Source organism: Pseudomonas sp. Irchel s3b5 (genome assembly GCF_900187435.1).
Lineage (GTDB): Bacteria > Pseudomonadota > Gammaproteobacteria > Pseudomonadales > Pseudomonadaceae > Aquipseudomonas.
Map to the genome: position 1 here is coordinate 66,280 of NZ_FYDY01000013.1, position 17,365 is coordinate 83,644.

Below are 17,365 nucleotides of genomic sequence, written 5' to 3' on the forward strand. Positions count from 1 at the left end.
CTGAATAGGGGTGGCCTAATCCTCTTCAATGCAACGTTGGACGGTGAACACGCCTTATTGGCGTTTTCGATGCCCAGCCGAGCTGGAAGTGGAGTTACAGGAAGCGCCGTAGCATACATGACCGCGCTCTACCGAGGGAAACCCTGATTGCTGCCGCGCGTCTCGCAAAAACCGCCGCGAGGGCCGTTGGTCGCGGCGCTCAGCCGGTTTGTTCATGGAAGCTAAGCTCTAACTGGGGAGTAGGTCTTATCTTCCAATGAGGTGAGGGATGGTTGAGTCACAGCAAAAAGCTACGAAACCGGAGCTGTACGAAAGACTGATCGATCGTCTGGGCCTGGCCCTGGAAGCGGCGAAAACCGCAGGTCGGCTGCGCGACGAACGCCCACTTGAACTGGAACTGCGTGGCCTGAGCCCCGCAGAGTTTGCTTTGGTCAAGGCGTATCTGGATCGCAGTGAACGTGAGACACACGGATGCTTGTCAGAAGCGGTAAAGCAACTCGACGCACCACGTTCGGCCAAAATCATCTGGCTCAAGGACAAGGTACCTGGCAGAGACGCGGTAAAGGTCCGGTCTTTGCAGTACAAATAGACACAGAGCCATGCTCCAGCACTTTTTGAAGCATAGTCCTTCCGTATTTATTGTCGCATTGCGCTAACCCACTTAGGCTTCGGGCATCTCAAGGAGATGCTCGATGCCTTTTCGTTATTTCGTGAAACAACTTCTCTTGCCGCCCGGCCTTCTGATGCTGCTGCTTTTGCTTGGCTGGTGGTTACGCCGCTCAAGGCCGAGGCTGGCCGGTGCGTGCTTTGCGCTGGGGCTGGGTGGTTTCTGGCTGATGAGCCTGCCGGTGGTGGTGGAATGGAGTGCCGACCTTCTTGAGCGTGAGCCGCCGCTGGCCCGCGAGGAATGGAGCACGCTGGGGCAGCGCGCCGACGCCATCGTGGTGCTGGGCTCGGGCCGCGAACACGGTGACGTGGCCTGGGGCGCTGATCAGCCAACAGGTATTGGCCTGGAACGTCAACGTTATGCGGCGCGGCTGGCCAAGGCTTCGGGCTTGCCGGTGCTGGCCAGTGGTGGATTGCATTACGGCATACCACCGACTGAAGCGCAGATGATGGCGGAGTCCTTGCGCGACGATTTTGGCGTGACGGTGCGCTGGCAGGAGGGCAAGAGCCGTACCACCTGGGAAAACGCGCAATTCACGGCGCAATTATTGTTGCCGCAAGGCGTCAAGCGTGTGGTGATCGTCACTCACGCTGCGCACATGCCGCGTGCCGTCTGGAGTTTCCGCAAGGCTGGATTCGACGTGGTGGCCGCCCCGATGGGGTTCTTAGGCGGAGACAACGCCCGACCGCTGGGCGGCTGGCTGCCGGAGTCGAAATCGATCTGGCAGAGTGGGCAATTGATGAATGAGGCGGTGGGGCAGGTCGGGTATTCGTTGTTTTACCGCTGAAGATCAAAAGATCGCAGCCTGCGGCAGCTCCTACACTGGGATTGTCTACACCCTGTAGGAGCTGTCGAGTAAAACGAGGCTGCGATCTTTTAACTATCGCCTCAAGTCTTCAGACAGTCTTGGCCATCCGGCTCGCCACCAACGCCCAGCCAAACAGCAGCATGCAGACGATGAGCAACGGCCATGAACGCCATTGCAGATAAGGCGTCAGGTTGTGCATCGGCACCACTTCGCCGTACAGGATGCCGCGTTCGAACTGCGGAATCTGCTCAGTGATCTGGCCGAACGGGTTGATCAGGCCGGTCACGCCGTTGTTGGTGGCGCGAATCATCCAGCGGCCCGCCTCAAGGGCGCGCATCTGCGCCATCTGCAAGTGTTGCAGCGGGCCGATGGACGTGCCGAACCAGGTGTCATTGCTGATGGTCAGCAGCAGGTCGCTGCGAGCGGCGAGGCTGGCGGCGAATTCCGGGTAGACCACTTCGTAGCAGATGAACGGCGCAATCTGATAGCCCTTGGCTTGCAGCAGCGGCTGGTCGGCCGGGCCGCGGGCAAAGTCCGACATCGGCAGGTCAAAGAAGGCGATCAGCCCGCGCAAAACGTCTTGCAGCGGCACATATTCGCCAAACGGCACCAATTTCTGTTTGAGGTAAGTGCCGTCGCCTTCACCGGTCACGGTGATGCCATTGTAGAAGCGCTTCTCTTGATGAACGATCTGCCGGATCGGCACGCCGGTAATCAGTGCCGAATTCCGCTCGGCAGCGAATTTACCCATCACGTCCAGATAGCCCTGGGCAGATTCCTTGAGCACCGGCACCGCGGTTTCCGGCCAGATCAGCAGGTCGACGCGCTTGGAGCTCAAGCTCATGTCACGGTACAGCGCGAGCTGTGCATTGAGCTGCGCCGGGTCCCATTTCATGCTCTGTTCTATGTTGCCCTGGATTGCCGCGACACTCAGTGGTGCGCCTGAAGGGCTGGTCCAGGCGTGATGCTTGAGCGCCATGCCGGCTACCCATGGGCCGACCAACAAGACGATTCCCACGGCGATGAAGCCTTTGCGTCCCGTGCGAGCCAGGCGCAAGCCGTTGTAGATCAGTGCGGCGGTCAAGGCCAGGGTGAAGGAAATCAGCCACATTCCGCCAACTGGTGCGAGCCCGGACAGCGGGCCGTCGAGCTGGCTGTAGCCAGAGTAGAGCCATGGGAAACCGGTCAGGAACCAGCCGCGGAACGCTTCCTGGGCGACCCACAGCGCTGCGAAAGCCAGCGCGTCGGCCAGCGGCGCCTCGTTGCGGCGCAGCCAGCGTGCCCAGAGCCAGGCGGGCAGGGCGAAAAACCAGGCAATCGCCGCCGTGAAAATCAGCATCAGGAAGCCGGCCAGCAGCACCGAAGCGCCGCCGAAATGGTGAATGCTGTAGTAGATCCAACTGGTTCCGGCACCGAACAGGCCGAAGCCGAAGTACCAGCCACGCCCCAGCGCCTGGCGCGGGCTCAGTTCACGTAAGCCGGCATAGAACAGGCCGACGGCGAGCAGTGCCAACGGCCAGATATCGAACGGCGCCAGTGCCAGGGTGGTGATTGCACCGGCCGCCACGGCCAGCAGGTTACCGGGCCAGCCGGGGCGGGTTGTCCAGCGCATTTCAATCCTTAGCGAGCAATGGGCGTCAGGCGAAGCAAGTGAATCCGACGACTGTCGGCGTTCAGGATGCGGAAGCGGTAGGGGCCGATCTCGGTGATTTCGTTGCGCTTGGGCAAGTGCCCGAACGCGCTCATCACCAGGCCGCCGACGGTGTCGAATTCGTCGTCGGAGAATTCGCTGTCGAAGAACTCGTTGAAGTTCTCGATCGGCGTCAAGGCCTTGATCAGGAAGTCACCGCTGGGCAGCGGCTTGATGTAGCTGTCTTCTTCGACGTCGTGTTCATCTTCGATGTCGCCGACGATCTGTTCCAGCACGTCTTCAATCGTTACCAGGCCAGCCACGCCACCGTATTCGTCGATGACGATGGCCATGTGGTTGTGATTGGCGCGGAACTCACGCAGCAACACGTTCAGGCGCTTGGACTCCGGCACGAACGTGGCGGGGCGCAGCAGATCCTTGATGTTGAAGCTGTCGCCGTTCTCCTTGAGGATCAACGGCAGCAAGTCCTTGGCCAGCAACACGCCCATCACGTCATCGTGGCTTTCGCCGATGACCGGGTAGCGGGAGTGGGCCGAGTCGACCACGGCGGGCAGGAACTCGCGAGGTGTCTGGGTCGCCTTGATGCTGACCATCTGCGAGCGCGGGACCATGATGTCCCGGACTTGCAGGTCGGCCACCTGAATGGCGCCTTCGACGATGGCCAGCGCTTCGCTGTCCAGCAACTTGTTCTGGTGTGCATCGCGCAGCAGCTCAAGCAGCTCCTGGCGGTTTTTCGGCTCGTGGGCAAAAGCCTGGGTGAGCTTACCCAACCATGACTTCTGCCCGTTGCTCGATCGATCTTCGCTCATAGCGATTACTCTGAATCCTTTGTTGTTTCGGTAGGGAATGCGTCGGTTTCGTCGTCCGCGTACGGATCGGGAAAGCCCAGTTCTGCAAGCAACGTTCGTTCCAGTGCTTCCATTTCTTCGGCTTCCTCATCCTCTATATGGTCGTAACCAAGCAGATGCAAGCAGCCGTGAATCACCAGATGCGCCCAGTGGGCCTTGAGTGTCTTGCCTTGCTCGGCCGCTTCGCGTTCAACCACGGCGACGCAGATCACCAGGTCGCCTAGCAGCGGGATGTCGAGAAACTCGTCCGGCACATCGGCCGGGAACGACAAGACGTTAGTGGCGTAGTCTTTTTGCCGCCAGGTGTGGTTCAGCTCGCGACCTTCGGCCTCGTCGACCAGACGAATGGTCATTTCCGAGTCGGCGGTGCGCTGGCGCAGGGCCAGTTCGCACCATTGACGGAACTTGGCCTCGCTGGGGGCGGACGCTTCGGTGGCGATTTGCAGGTCAAGCTCAAGCATCGCGGCGGCTATCCTTGGCGGCTGCATCATCGGCCGCTTTGGTTTCGAAGCGCTCATAGGCTTCGACAATGCGCTGTACCAGCGGATGGCGCACGACGTCCTTGGGCTGGAAGTGGGTAAAGGTGATACCCGGTACATCCTTGAGCACTTCGATCACATGGTGCAGGCCGGACTTGGTGCCGCGCGGCAGGTCGACCTGGGTGATGTCGCCGGTGATGACCGCGGTAGAGCCGAAACCGATCCGGGTCAGGAACATCTTCATTTGTTCGACCGTGGTGTTCTGGCTTTCGTCGAGAATAATGAAGCTGTTGTTCAATGTACGGCCACGCATGTAGGCCAGTGGCGCGACTTCGATGACTTGGCGTTCGATCAGCTTGGCGACGTATTCGAAGCCCAGCATTTCGTAAAGCGCGTCATAGAGCGGGCGCAGGTACGGGTCGATTTTTTGCGACAGGTCGCCGGGCAGGAAGCCGAGTTTTTCACCCGCTTCGACCGCCGGACGCACCAGCAGGATGCGGCGAATCTGCTCGCGTTCCAGCGCATCCACCGCGCAGGCAACCGCCAGGTAGGTCTTGCCGGTACCGGCCGGGCCGATGCCGAAATTGATATCGTTACCGAGGATTTCCTTCACGTACCGCACTTGATTCAAGCCGCGGGGGCGAATCATGCCTTTTTTGGTGCGCAGGGCAACGGAGGCTTCGGCGGGCGAGTGGTTGTCCAGCGCTTCGACGGCAGATTCCTGCAGGAACAGGTGAACCATGTCCGGCGACAGCTCGGTACCCTTGGTTTCCCGATACAGGCGGCGCAGGAGGTTTTCCGCGGAGGTGGTGTGTTTGGGCTCGCCGATCAGTTCGAATTGGTTTCCGCGGTTGCGGATCTCGATGGTCAGGCGCTGTTCGATCAAGCGCAGGTGCTCGTCGAATTGCCCGCACAGATTGGCGAAGCGGCGAGCTTCAAAGGGCTCGAGGATGAAACGATGTGGTTCGATGGGTGCGTTCAAGGTCGTATTTAGCCGCCCTGGGGCAATAGTGATGAATGAAGGATAGCGCCAGTGGGCTGGGTGCGAAAGCTTAAATAATTAAGCATCGCACACTGCACTGTAGGAGCCGGCTTGCTGGCGATGGGGGCCCCGCGGTGTATCAGATACACTGGGTTATCGTTCATCGCCAGCAAGCCGGCTCCTACAGGGTTACTGGATCAAAGAGCCCCGCAACGAGTGCGGCTGCGCGGCATCGATATGCACATCGGCGAACTGGCCGATCAAGGTTGGATTATCGCAGCGGAAGTTGACGATACGGTTATTCTCGGTCCGGCCTTGCAACTCGCCGGGGTCCTTTTTCGAATAGTCGGTGACCAAAATACGCTGGATCGAGCCCACCATTTGTCGGCTGATCTCGAAACCTTGCTGGTTCAAGCGATGTTGCAGTGCGTTGAGGCGTTCTTTTTTCAGCTCTTCCGGCGTCTCGTCGGCGAGGTCAGCAGCGGGTGTGCCCGGACGCTGGCTGTAGACGAACGAGTAGGAAAAGTCGAAACCGACGTCCTGAATCAGCTTCATGGTTTGTTCGAAATCTTTCTCGGTCTCGCCCGGGAAGCCGACGATGAAGTCCGAACTGATGCAGATGCCCGGCACGGCAGCCCGCAGCTTGCGCAGTTTGGATTTGTACTCCAGCGCCGTGTGGTTACGTTTCATCGCGGCGAGGATGCGGTCCGAGCCCGATTGCACCGGCAAATGCAGGTGTTTGACCAGTTCCGGCACGTCCGCGTGGGCCTGGATCAGGCTGTCGGAGAATTCCAGCGGGTGCGAAGTGGTGTAGCGGATGCGGTCGATGCCATCGACGGCGGCAACCACGCGGATCAGCTCGGCCAGGTCGGCCAGGCGCCCGTCATGAGTGGTCCCGCGATAGCCGTTGACGTTTTGCCCCAGCAGCGTCACTTCGCGCACGCCGTTTTCGGCCAGGTGAATGATCTCGGCAAGTACGTCGTCGAACGGCCGGCTGACTTCTTCGCCACGGGTGTAGGGCACTACACAGAAGGTGCAGTACTTGCTGCAGCCTTCCATCACCGACACGTACGCACTCGGACCGTCGATACGTGGCTCGGGCAAATGGTCGAATTTTTCGATTTCCGGGAACGAGACGTCCACTTGCGGCAGCTTGGTGATGCGCGCGGCGTCGATCATTTCCGGCAACCGATGCAGGGTCTGCGGACCGAAAACCACGTCCACATAGGGGGCGCGATCGCGGATGGCGGCGCCTTCCTGACTGGCCACGCAACCGCCGACGGCGATCACCATGTCCGGGTTGGCCAGTTTCAGCTCACGCCAGCGACCGAGCTGGGAATACACGCGATCTTGTGCGCGCTCGCGGATCGAGCAGGTGTTGAGCAGGATCACGTCGGCGTCTTCAGCGCGGGCGGTGACTTCCAGGGCCTGATGTTCGCCCAGCAGATCGACCATGCGCGAGCTGTCGTACTCGTTCATCTGGCAACCGTGGGTTTCGATGTAAAGCTTCTTGGCCATGGAATAGAGTCATCACGTGATTCAAAGAACCGCGCATTATAGGGAACATGTCCCCAGGTTCCTACCGCTGCGCGTCCAATGGCTATGCTATAGTTCGCGCCCTCATTTTTATCCCCCGATGTGTTGCCCGCCGCCCATGACCAAACGTGAAGCCCCAATCTACAAGGTGATTTTCCTCAACCAGGGCCAGGTGTTCGAAATGTACGCCAAGCAGATCTATCAAAGTGATCTGTGGGGCTTTCTGGAAGTGGAAGAGTTCGTCTTTGGCGAGCGCACGCAAGTGGTCGTCGACCCGAGCGAAGAAAAGCTCAAGGCTCAGTTCGAAGGCGTGGTGCGCAGTTTTGTGCCGATGCATTCGATCGTGCGCATCGACGAAGTCGAGCGCATGGGCACACCGAAAATCAGCGAAGCGCGCGGTGCGGTCGGCAACGTAATGCCGTTTCCGATGCCGATGCCTGAGAAGTAAGGCATTGCCTGATGGCTGAAGGCGCTTGTTGTGGCGAGGGGGCTTGCTCCCGTTGGGCTGCGTAGCGGCCCTGAAACCTGTCACCGCTTTTTTCAGATAAACCGCATTGCTGAATTTACGACTGCTTCGCAGCCGATCGGGAGCAAGCTCCCTCGCCACAACAAGCCACCTCGCAGTCAGCAGTGCTCAGGGCAGTGGCGAAAACGGCGAGCGCCCGTCAGCGCTCTGCAATTCCATCAAATATTTACGGAATATTTGCCCGAGCACCTGGGTGGCGACTTCGAGTTCTTCGCGGGGCATCTTTTCAGTGACTTCGTCGGCAGTATCCAATGCTTCTTCGGCGCCATTGACGGCCGCCATTTTCAGCAGGATGTACGCCTGGATGTTATTGGCCGGTACGCCTTCGCCATGGAAGAACATGCTGCCGAGTTTGAATTGCGCCTGGGCATGGCCTTGCAGCGAGGCTTTTTCGAAATAGCTCAGGGCTTGATCGAGGTCGCGTGGCGTGTTTTTGCCATCGTAGTAGAACTCACCCAACTCGTATTGCGCTTGGGCATCCCCATCTTCCGACGCTTTCTGGCAGGCGGCGAGGGCCTGTGCCAGGTCTTGCGGCTGAGTATTGAGGGTGCAGCGACCCATCGCTGGGATTAACAACGAGTTGCCGCCTGCTTGTGCGAGCGCGAGCAGGGGCTGAAGGAGCAACAGGCAGCCCAGTGAAAGGGCGCGGCCGGTGCGGTTCATGGGAATCGACTTACCTCTGAAGGGCGCGCGGACCCATCGAGGGATCCAATAAGCGCGCATTATGAAATAAGCAGGACCAACCTTACAAAGTCTTTACTCGTTTTTCTGCTACGCGGGAATTATTTCACCCGCTTTGCGGCAGATTATTAGCAGATGAGCAGGACAAAGTGCAGGAATGTCGGTGAAAGCTGACGCTGGTAATGACCAGCGTCAGTGATTCAGCCTTACTTCAGTGCAGCAAACGCGCGTTCGGCGGCATCCAGGGTCAGTTTCAATTCGGCTTCGCCATGGGCGATCGAGGTGAAACCGGCTTCGAATGCGCTCGGTGCCAGGTACACGCCACCTTCCAGCATCAGGTGGAAGAAGCGCCCGAACAGAGCGGCGTCGCTGGCCATCACGTCTTCGAAGGTGACGATATCGTCAGCGCCGCTGAAATACAGACCGAACATGCCGCCGGCCTGGGTCGTCACGAACGGAATGCCGGCCGCATCGGCACGCTGTTGCAGGCCGTCGAGCAGGCGGGTGGTGTAGTCGGTCAGCTCGGCGTGGAAGCCCGGGCGGCTGATCAGGCGCAGGGTGGTGAGGCCGGCGGCCATCGCCAGCGGGTTACCCGACAACGTACCGGCCTGGTAGACCGGGCCCAGCGGGGCGATACGCTGCATGATTTCGCGCTTGCCACCGAAGCAGCCGACCGGCATGCCGCCACCGATGATCTTGCCGAAGGTGGTCAGGTCCGGCGTTACGCCGTAGTGAGCCTGAGCACCGCCGAGGGCAACACGGAAACCGGTCATCACTTCGTCGAAAATCAATACCACACCGTGCTTGTCGCACAGGGTCCGCAGGCCTTCGAGGAAGCCCGGTGCAGGTGGTACGCAGTTCATATTGCCGGCCACGGGCTCGACAATGATGCAGGCTACTTCCTGGCCCACTTCGGCGAGCATGGCTTCAACGGCATCGATGTCGTTGAACGGCAGGGTCAGGGTGTGTTTGGCAAACGCCGCCGGCACACCGGCAGAGCTCGGCACGCCTTGGGTCAGGGCGCCGGAACCGGCCTTGACCAGCAGGCTGTCGGAATGACCGTGGTAGCAGCCTTCAAACTTGATGATGCTGTCGCGACCGGTGAAACCACGGGCCAGGCGAATGGCACTCATGGTCGCTTCGGTGCCGGAGCTGACCATGCGCACCATTTCCATCGACGGCACGAGGGAGCAAACCAGATCGGCCATCTGGGTTTCCATCTCGGTCGGGGCGCCGTAGGACAGGCCGTGTTCCAGTTGTTTGCGCACCGCGTCCAGCACGTCCGGATGGCTGTGGCCGAGGATCATCGGGCCCCATGAACCGACGTAATCCACATAGCGCTTGTCGTCTTCGTCGGTGACGTAGGCGCCTTCGGCGTGCTTGAAGAACAGCGGCGTGCCGCCGACGCTCTTGAACGCGCGAACCGGCGAGTTCACGCCACCGGGAATGTGTTTCTGGGCATTGGCAAACAGGGTTTCGGAACGAGACATGATCGGGCTCTCAAATCAGATTTAAAGCTTAAATAGAAAACAATTCGTTGAAGGCGCGGGCGCGGCGGGTCACTTCAGCCGTGCTCTCGGCGCCGAACAGGCCATGCACCACCGCCAGCAGATCGACGCCATGGGCCACCAGTGGGGCGGCGTTATCCAGGGTGATGCCGCCGATCGCGCAGATCGGCAGGTGCAGCTGCTTGCGGGCCTGGTCGAGCAGGTCGAGGCTGCAGGTCGGTGCACCGGGCTTGGTGTTCGAATTGAAGAAGCGGCCGAAGGCGACATAGCTGGCGCCTTCCTTGGCAGCTTGTTCGGCCAGTTCAAGTTGCGCGTGGCAGGTCGAGCCAATGATGGCCCTGGAGCCGAGCAATGCCCGGGCCGGGGTCAGCGGGCCGTCGGTCTGGCCCAGGTGCACGCCCACGTTCAGGCGCGCCGCCAACTCGGCGTCGTCGTTGATGATCAACTGCGTCTTGTACCGTTCGCACAGCTCGCGCAATGCTTCGGCCTCACGCAGACGGCGGGCCTCGTCGCTGCTCTTGTCGCGGTATTGCAGCAAGGTGACGCCGCCTTCCAGCGCCGCCTCCACGTACTTGAGCAACTTACCGTCCAGCAGATTGCTGTCGGTAATGGCGTACAGGCCACGTAGTTTCATCGGACAAGCCTCACCGCATACAAATAGAAGTTACGAACAGAAATCCAGTGGCAAGCGACGCGGCACGAACTGGCCTTTGCCCAACTGCTCGGCGTCACGCAGGGTGCGCCACGTGTAGTTAAGCGCGGTCTGTACGGCACTGGCGAGGTTTTCGCCTTGCGCCAGACGACCGGCCAGTGCGCTGGCCAGGGTGCAACCGGAACCGTGATAGCTGCCGGGCAGACGCTGGCAGGTAAAGGTTTCGCGTAGGCCATCGCGGCTGTACAGGCGATTGTGGATTTCGGTTTCATCGCCATGACCGCCGGTGATCAGCAGGTGTTTGACGAACGGCAGGAGTTTTTCAGCGCACTCGTCCGCGGTGCCTTCGGGCAGCTCGGCGAGGATGCGGGCTTCAGGAAGGTTAGGCGTCGCAATGATCGACAGGGGCAGCAGGCGTTCGCGCATGGCGTAGCCGACTTCGTCCTTGCCCAGGCGCCCGCCGCCACCGGCGCGCAGCACCGGGTCGCAGACCACCGGCAGATGCGGGTGCGCTGAAAGCAGTTCGACGACAGTGTCGACCATCTCCAGCGAACCGAGCATGCCCAGTTTGACGGCGGCGACTTCGGAGTCGTTGAGTACGGCATTGGCCTGGGCCAGTACCCACTCACGGTCGAGGACGCGGAAGTCAGTGACATTGACGGTGTCTTGCACGGTCAGGGCGGTGACGGCCGGAGCCGCATGGCAACCCTGAGCGAGCAGGGCTTCGATATCTGCCTGCAAGCCGGCGCCACCACTTGGGTCGTGGCCGGAGAGACAGAGGACAACGGGGCGAGAGCTGTAGATATTCATGGTGCGCGAGCTTACCACCAAACATTCTTTTTCGGGTGCAGCGACATCCCATTGTGGCGAGGGAGCTTGCTCCCGTTGGGCAGGGAAGTGGCCCCTGTTCTTTTTAAAGCCATACCGCGTAACCGGCCTCTACGACTGCTTCGCCGCCGAGCGAGAGCAAGCTCCATCGCCACAGAGGTCGTCGTGTCACTGCTGGCACTGCTGTAAAGCCCGTTCTAGAGCCTTTTCTTTAAATATTTCAATGGTGTTTAAAGGCCACCAACGGCTATGCTAGAGTGGATCCAAACCAATAACAGGTGATACCGGTTTTACGTCTGCTCAAAAGGAATGGGGGGGCTTCCTGACAGGACCGGACAGGCCACGCTGGGGCTTAAATGCGCTATTTGCTGATGTTGCTTTTTTGTTTGCCCCTTTTGGCAAACGCCGTCGAGTTCGACGAGTTCACCCAGAGCCTTCCCTTGGGCCGAACCCTGCAAGTGTTTGAAGACGCGGCAGGTCAGGCGTCCATCGCGGATATTCGCGCGCAAGCGGCGGCGGGCAACTTCAAACCGCACAATAAAGACACGCTCAATGCCGGGTATTCACGTTCGGTGTTCTGGCTGAAAATCGACCTGCATTACCGTCCGTCCAACCCGACGGCACAGCGCACCTGGCTGCTGGAACTGGCCTATCCGCCCCTCGATCACCTTGATCTCTATTTGCCTGATGCCGACGGCAACTACCAATTGGCCCGGCAGACCGGCGACGCCTTGCCGTTCGCCAGCCGCGAAATTCGCCAGAACAACTATCTGTTCGATCTGACGTTCAAGCCTGAACAGGCGCAAACCCTTTACCTGCGCTTGCAGAGTGAAGGTTCGATCCAGGCGCCGGTGACGTTGTGGTCGAGCACGACCTACCTCGAAGAGCAACCTGTTCGGCTGTACGTGCTGGGGCTGATTTACGGCGTGTTGCTGGGGATGCTGGTCTACAACCTGTTCATCTACCTCAGCGTTCGCGACACCAGTTACCTTTATTACATTTTCTACATCGCTTCGTTCGGCTTGTATCAGCTGTCGGTGAACGGGGCTGCGGTGCAATATTTCTGGCCAGACAATCCTTGGTGGGCCAACGCCGCGACACCATTTTTCATTGGCTGCGCAGGGCTGTTCGGCAGTCAGTTTGCCCGCAGCTTTTTGCAGATGGCCACGCACAGCCGCTGGTTCGACCGTTCGCTGTTGGCGTTGGTGGCTTTCAGTGCATTGGTGGTCGGGCTGTCATTGATGACCAGTTACGCCTTGGCCTTGCGTCTGGCGACGGCGCTGGCGCTGACCTTCACCGTGGTGATTTTTGCCGCCGGGATATTTGCCTGGCTGCGCGGCTTGCGGGTGGCGCGGTACTTCATCATTGCCTGGTCGGCGTTTCTGCTGGGCGGCATCGTTAACACGCTGATGGTGCTGGGTTACCTGCCGAATGTGTTCCTGACCATGTATTCCAGCCAGATCGGTTCGGCGATCGAAGTGGCGTTGCTGTCGCTGGCGCTGGCTGACCGAATCAACGCCATGCGTGAGCAACAGGCGCAAACCCTGTTCGATGCCAGTCAAAAACTCGAAGTGCTGAACCAGCAACTGGCGCACAGCAACAAGCTCAAGGACGAATTCCTCGCCACCCTGACCCATGAATTGCGTACGCCGATGAACGGCGTGATCGGTTCGCTGGAACTGATGCAAACCGTCGAGATGGACCCGGAGCTGGAGCAGTATCAGCAAACGGCCGCAGGCTCGGCGCGGGACATGATGCGCATGGTCAACGGCATCCTCACCCTGACCGAATTGCAGGCCGGCAAGCTCAAGGCCTCGGCGGGTACCTTCAGTTTGCGCGCAATGGTCGAAGCGTTGCGTGTGCAGTTCGAAGGCAATGCGTCGGCCAAGTCTCTGGACTTCAAGGTCGACGTTGCGACGGGTTTGCCGGATCGTATGCAGGGGGACAGCGTCAAGATTGCGCAATGCCTGGAATGCCTGTTGGACAACGCCATCAAGTTCACCCGTGTCGGTGGCCTGGCGTTGCGGGTGACCGGCAAGGCGGCCGAGTTCGATCGTCTGGCGCTGAGCTTTGCCGTGATTGATACGGGCATCGGCTTCACCGATCTGGGAGAGGCGACGATGTACCAACGGTTCTTCCAGCTCGACGGCTCGATGACCCGTGAATACGGTGGCCTGGGGGTTGGCCTGGCGATCTGCCGACAACTGGTGGAATTGCTCGGCGGGCGCCTGACTCACCGCTCCGAGCCCGGTCACGGCAGCCGTTTCCAGCTCGATATTGTGGTTGAACTGCCGATGGCGGAACGGCCGGCGATGCCTTTGATGCCTCGGGATTTGCCACCGTTGCGCCTGCCCCAGGATTGCACCGTGCTGCTGGTGGACGACAACAGCATCACTCAACTGGTGATGCGCGGCATGTTGCTCAAGCTTGGTTTTCGTGTGCGAACGGCTGACAGCGACGCCATGGCGCTCGAGCATTTGCAGCAGGAACGTTTCGATGCGGTGTTGATCGATTACCTGCAGCGCTCGCAGGAAGAGGTGTCACTCTGCTGCCAGATTCGCGACATGTCGGGTTATGCCGAAGTGCCGCTGTTCATGATCGCCCTCGGCATGGACCGGGAACGTTGCCCGACCGGTGCTTTGATCGATTACCTGAGCAAACCGGTGAAATTCGAAGACTTGCAGGCAGCGCTCTATCGCCGGGTCCTCTGTATTCAACAGGGTGAAAGTGCCGACAGTTAGGCGGATATGACACTTTTTTCGGTCATGGGGCGGTGCTTAACTGAAGTCCCTTGGCCGACCAAAGGAGCCCTGTCATGAACCTGCATCAGTTCGCCGAAACCCACGAAGTCACCAACCAGCCGCCGTCACTGGACGGCGCCAACCTGTACCGCATCGACTTGCCATTGCAGGAATGGTCGCGGCGGTTCGGTGCCGGCTGGGCCGAATCGCGGATCGACGCCTACGGCGCACTGGCCGGCGGGCCGCTGATGGAAGCGGGGTTCCTGGCCAATCAGAACAAGCCGGTGTTCAGCAGTCATGACCGGTTTGGTCATCGCATCGACCTGGTGGAATTTCATCCGGCCTATCACGAACTGATGCGCACGGCGGTCGAGCACGGCTTGACCTCGCTGCCCTGGGCGCACCCGCAGGACGGCGCCCATGTCGCCCGCGCCGCCATGACGTATCTGCACAGCCAGGCCGAAGCTGGCAGTGGCTGCCCGCTGACCATGACCTTTGCCAGTGTCCCGGCGCTGCGTCTGCAACCGAATCTGGCGAAACAATGGCTGCCGAAAATCCTCGCCACTGAATATGACCCGCGCAACGTTGGTATGGCCCACAAGGCTGGCGTCACCATCGGCATGGCGATGACCGAGAAGCAGGGCGGCACCGATGTGCGTGCCAACACCACCAAGGCGTATCCGGTTGGCGCCAGCGGTCCCGGTCAGGCTTACGAGCTGCTAGGGCACAAATGGTTCTGTTCGGCGCCGATGTGCGATGCCTTCCTGACCCTGGCGCAGACAGACAAAGGCCTGACCTGCTTCCTGCTGCCGCGCCATCGCCCGGACGACACGCGCAATCAGTTCTACATTCAGCGCCTCAAAAACAAACTCGGCAATTGCTCCAACGCTTCCAGCGAAGTGGAGTTCCGGGGGGCGCTGGCATGGATGGTCGGTGAAGAAGGGCGCGGCGTTCCGACGATCATCGAGATGGTCGCCATGACCCGCTTCGATTGCATGGTCGGTTCCAGTTCACTGATGCGCCAGGCGCTGACCCAGGCCAGCCACCACTGCGCTCATCGTTCGGTGGGCGGCAAGTTGCTCAGCGAACAACCCTTGATGCAAAACGTGCTGGCGGATCTGGCGCTGGAAAGTGAAGCGGCTCTGGCGTTGAGCCTGCGCATGGGCAAGGCGCTGGATCATCTGGATGACAGCCATGAAGCCAAATTTGCGCGACTGGTCACGGCAGTGGGCAAGTATTGGATCTGCAAACGCGCACCGGCGATGATCAACGAGGCTGCCGAATGCATGGGGGGCGCCGGTTACGTCGAAGACAGCATCCTGCCGCGTCTTTATCGCGAGGCGCCGGTGAACTCGACGTGGGAAGGCTCCGGCAACGTGCAGTGCCTTGATGTGCTGCGTGCTCTGTCCAAAGAACCGGGCGTTCTCGATGTGCTGTTCAGCGAATTGGGCGATGGCCATGGCGATAAACGGCTGGCGGCGCACATTCATCAATTGCAGGCGGCGTTCAAAGACACCGGTGACATTCAGTACCGGGCGCGACAACTGACCGAAGACATTGCGTTGGGGTTGCAGGCCAAGCTGTTGCTGGAGGCGGGGAATGCGGTGGTCAGTGATGCGTTTATTGCCAGTCGCCTTGGTTCGAACGGTCGGGTTTACGGCGCCTTGCCACGCGGCCTGGATGTGGAGGCGATTGTCGCCCGCTCGACCCCGCAAGGATTCTGAACACTTTAAAAACCTGTGGGAGCCAGCCTGCTGGCGATAACGGTGCCACAGCCAACAGACAGGGTGAATGTAATTGCGCTATCGCCAGCAGGCTGGCTCCCACAGGGGTTTTGCATTCACCGCAATTCTTCTGCATTGCCAATACGCCACTGTTCCCGTGAAGCGACGATGCAGGCAAGATGAAGGTCTGCAAGTCAGAACACAGGATGCTGATCGTGACCGAAGCTTTTATTGTCGTTCAAACCGCCGAGCAAGCCGTGGACCGGCTTGCTCACTTGCACAATCGTGCAACCGTTGCGCTGAGCCAGGCGCTCAAGCGTTACCTCAAGGATCGTGTCGAGCCCGATGCCGAGCAGCGCTCGATGTTCCGCTATCCCGAATTACGCCTGACCTACCTCTGCCAGGGGGAAGTCCCGCAGACCACCCGCGCTTACGCCAAGGTGCAGTTGCCGGGCACTTACAGCGTCACCGTCACCCATCCCGCCGCATTCCGTAAATACCTGTTGGAACAACTCGTGCCGTTGATGCACGACTTCACCGTGACGGTCGAAGTCGGCGTCAGCCAGCAGAACATTCCTTACCCGTACGTGGTTGAGCAGGGCGATGAGCTGGCTGGCTCCGGTGTGACTGCTGCGGTGCTGGCGCGGGTGTTCCCGAGCACGGACCTGTCGGCAGCGACCGACGGTATTGCCGACGGCTTGTACGATTGGGAAAACACCGATCCGCTGCCGCTGGCCTTGTTCGATGCAGCACGGGTGGATTTCTCACTGCGCCGACTGGTGCATTACACCGGCAGCGACTGGCGTCATGTGCAGCCGTGGATTTTGCTGACCAACTATCACCGCTACGTCGACCAGTTCATCGTCCATGGCCTGGAACAATTGCGCAGCGACCCGCGTTTTGTGCGCATGGTCCTGCCGGGCAACGTGATCATCGAAAAGAGCATGGATCACGGCGAAGCGTCGGCGATTGCCGCGGGCGTGGTCTGGCACCGCTACCAGATGCCGGCCTATCACCTGATCGCGAGCGACGGTCATGGCGTCACCCTGGTCAACATCGGCGTTGGCCCGTCCAACGCCAAGAACATCACCGATCACCTGGCCGTGCTGCGTCCGCACTGCTGGCTGATGATCGGCCACTGTGGTGGCTTGCGTCAGTCGCAGACCATTGGCGACTACGTGCTGGCGCACGCTTACATGCGTCGTGACGGGATTCTCGACCGGGTCGTGCCGCCGAACATTCCGATTCCGGCCCTGGCCGAAGTGCAGATGGCGCTTCAGCAGGCGGCAGCCAATGTCACCGGGGAGAAGGGTGATGAACTGAAGAAACGCCTGCGCACCGGCACCGTGCTGACTTACGACGACCGCAACTGGGAGCTGCGCTGGGCCCAGGAACGTCCGCTGATCAACTTGTCTCGCGCCGTGGCGGTGGACATGGAAAGCGGGACCATTGCTGCTCAGGGATATCGTTTGCGGGTGCCGTACGGCACGTTGCTGTGCGTGTCGGACAAGCCTTTGCACAGCGAGATCAAGCTGCCGGGCTCGGCCAACGCGTTCTATGAGCGTGCGGTCAGCCAGCACCTGAAGATCGGCATCGCCGCCGTGGATTTGCTGCGCACCGAGCTCAACTCGTTGCACTCGCGCAAACTGCGCAGCTTCGACGAGCCGCCGTTCCGCTGATTCGCGATGGTCATTTAGCGGTCGGGGCACTAGCATTGTCAGCCCTGATCGCTAG

At 60.2% G+C, this 17,365-nt stretch carries 15 protein-coding genes; 6 read left to right on the top strand and 9 right to left on the bottom strand.

Translation table 11 applies throughout. From position 1 onward, the window contains the following. Positions 1 to 268 precede the first annotated feature (268 nt). Together CKW15_RS15600 and CKW15_RS15605 are read left to right on the top strand one after the other, a co-directional pair. Positions 269 to 589, top strand: a complete 321-nt coding sequence (locus CKW15_RS15600; RefSeq protein WP_095057244.1) for a hypothetical protein — start codon at positions 269 to 271, stop codon at positions 587 to 589. 103 nt (positions 590 to 692) lie between these two features. Next, positions 693 to 1,454 carry a YdcF family protein gene (locus CKW15_RS15605; RefSeq protein ID WP_095057243.1) on the top strand — a complete coding sequence of 254 codons (762 nt, stop codon included), beginning with the start codon at positions 693 to 695 and terminating at the stop codon, positions 1,452 to 1,454. A 109-nt stretch (positions 1,455 to 1,563) separates the two neighbouring features. Here CKW15_RS15605 and lnt read toward each other — a convergent pair whose 3' ends face one another. The 5 genes from lnt to miaB form a co-directional block, all read right to left on the bottom strand. Continuing rightward, a complete protein-coding gene (gene lnt / locus CKW15_RS15610) occupies positions 1,564 to 3,087 on the bottom strand; it encodes an apolipoprotein N-acyltransferase (protein WP_095057242.1) in 1,524 nt (507 codons plus the stop codon). Between the two features lie 8 nt (positions 3,088 to 3,095). Beyond that, a complete protein-coding gene (locus CKW15_RS15615; RefSeq protein WP_027924283.1) occupies positions 3,096 to 3,935 on the bottom strand; it encodes an HlyC/CorC family transporter in 840 nt (279 codons plus the stop codon). Between the two features lie 5 nt (positions 3,936 to 3,940). After that, complete coding sequence (ybeY, locus tag CKW15_RS15620; RefSeq protein WP_095057241.1) at positions 3,941 to 4,435, bottom strand: rRNA maturation RNase YbeY; 495 nt, start codon at positions 4,433 to 4,435, stop codon at positions 3,941 to 3,943. Beyond that, positions 4,428 to 5,435 carry a PhoH family protein gene (locus tag CKW15_RS15625; protein WP_095057240.1) on the bottom strand — a complete coding sequence of 336 codons (1,008 nt, stop codon included), beginning with the start codon at positions 5,433 to 5,435 and terminating at the stop codon, positions 4,428 to 4,430. The genes ybeY and CKW15_RS15625 overlap by 8 nt, the downstream gene beginning before the upstream one ends. Positions 5,436 to 5,624: 189 nt before the next feature. Next, on the bottom strand, positions 5,625 to 6,953 hold the full coding sequence (gene miaB, locus CKW15_RS15630) for a tRNA (N6-isopentenyl adenosine(37)-C2)-methylthiotransferase MiaB (RefSeq protein WP_095057239.1): 1,329 nt from the start codon (positions 6,951 to 6,953) through the stop codon (positions 5,625 to 5,627). A gap of 136 nt (positions 6,954 to 7,089) precedes the next feature. Between miaB and CKW15_RS15635 the strand changes: the two genes are divergently transcribed. After that, positions 7,090 to 7,419 (top strand): DUF1820 family protein, encoded by a 330-nt coding sequence (locus CKW15_RS15635; protein WP_008052403.1) that lies wholly within the window; start codon positions 7,090 to 7,092, stop codon positions 7,417 to 7,419. Between the two features lie 186 nt (positions 7,420 to 7,605). On the opposite strand, the gene CKW15_RS15640 is transcribed toward CKW15_RS15635, so the two are convergent. The 4 genes from CKW15_RS15640 to CKW15_RS15655 all read right to left on the bottom strand — a co-directional run bounded on the left by CKW15_RS15640 (position 7,606) and on the right by CKW15_RS15655 (position 11,148). Continuing rightward, the gene (locus tag CKW15_RS15640; RefSeq protein WP_095057238.1) at positions 7,606 to 8,160 is read right to left on the bottom strand and encodes a tetratricopeptide repeat protein; all 555 of its coding nucleotides are present in this window, start codon (positions 8,158 to 8,160) and stop codon (positions 7,606 to 7,608) included. 224 nt (positions 8,161 to 8,384) lie between these two features. Next, positions 8,385 to 9,668, bottom strand: a complete 1,284-nt coding sequence (gene hemL, locus CKW15_RS15645; RefSeq protein ID WP_095057237.1) for a glutamate-1-semialdehyde 2,1-aminomutase — start codon at positions 9,666 to 9,668, stop codon at positions 8,385 to 8,387. A gap of 28 nt (positions 9,669 to 9,696) precedes the next feature. Continuing rightward, entirely contained in the window at positions 9,697 to 10,320 is a 624-nt protein-coding gene (gene thiE, locus CKW15_RS15650; protein WP_095057236.1) for a thiamine phosphate synthase, read from the bottom strand. A 30-nt stretch (positions 10,321 to 10,350) separates the two neighbouring features. Beyond that, positions 10,351 to 11,148: a hydroxymethylpyrimidine/phosphomethylpyrimidine kinase gene (locus CKW15_RS15655; RefSeq protein WP_057713171.1), complete on the bottom strand. Its 798-nt coding sequence runs from the start codon at positions 11,146 to 11,148 to the stop codon at positions 10,351 to 10,353. Positions 11,149 to 11,522: 374 nt separating this feature from the next. On the opposite strand from CKW15_RS15655, the gene CKW15_RS15660 reads away from it, so the two are divergent. The 3 genes from CKW15_RS15660 (at position 11,523) to amn (ending at position 17,310) form a co-directional block, all read left to right on the top strand. Further along, a complete protein-coding gene (locus CKW15_RS15660; protein WP_095152364.1) occupies positions 11,523 to 13,907 on the top strand; it encodes a hybrid sensor histidine kinase/response regulator in 2,385 nt (794 codons plus the stop codon). Positions 13,908 to 13,981: 74 nt separating this feature from the next. After that, on the top strand, positions 13,982 to 15,631 hold the full coding sequence (locus CKW15_RS15665; protein WP_095057234.1) for an acyl-CoA dehydrogenase family protein: 1,650 nt from the start codon (positions 13,982 to 13,984) through the stop codon (positions 15,629 to 15,631). Positions 15,632 to 15,810: 179 nt separating this feature from the next. Beyond that, a complete protein-coding gene (gene amn / locus CKW15_RS15670; RefSeq protein WP_177408784.1) occupies positions 15,811 to 17,310 on the top strand; it encodes an AMP nucleosidase in 1,500 nt (499 codons plus the stop codon). Positions 17,311 to 17,365: the final 55 nt, after the last annotated feature.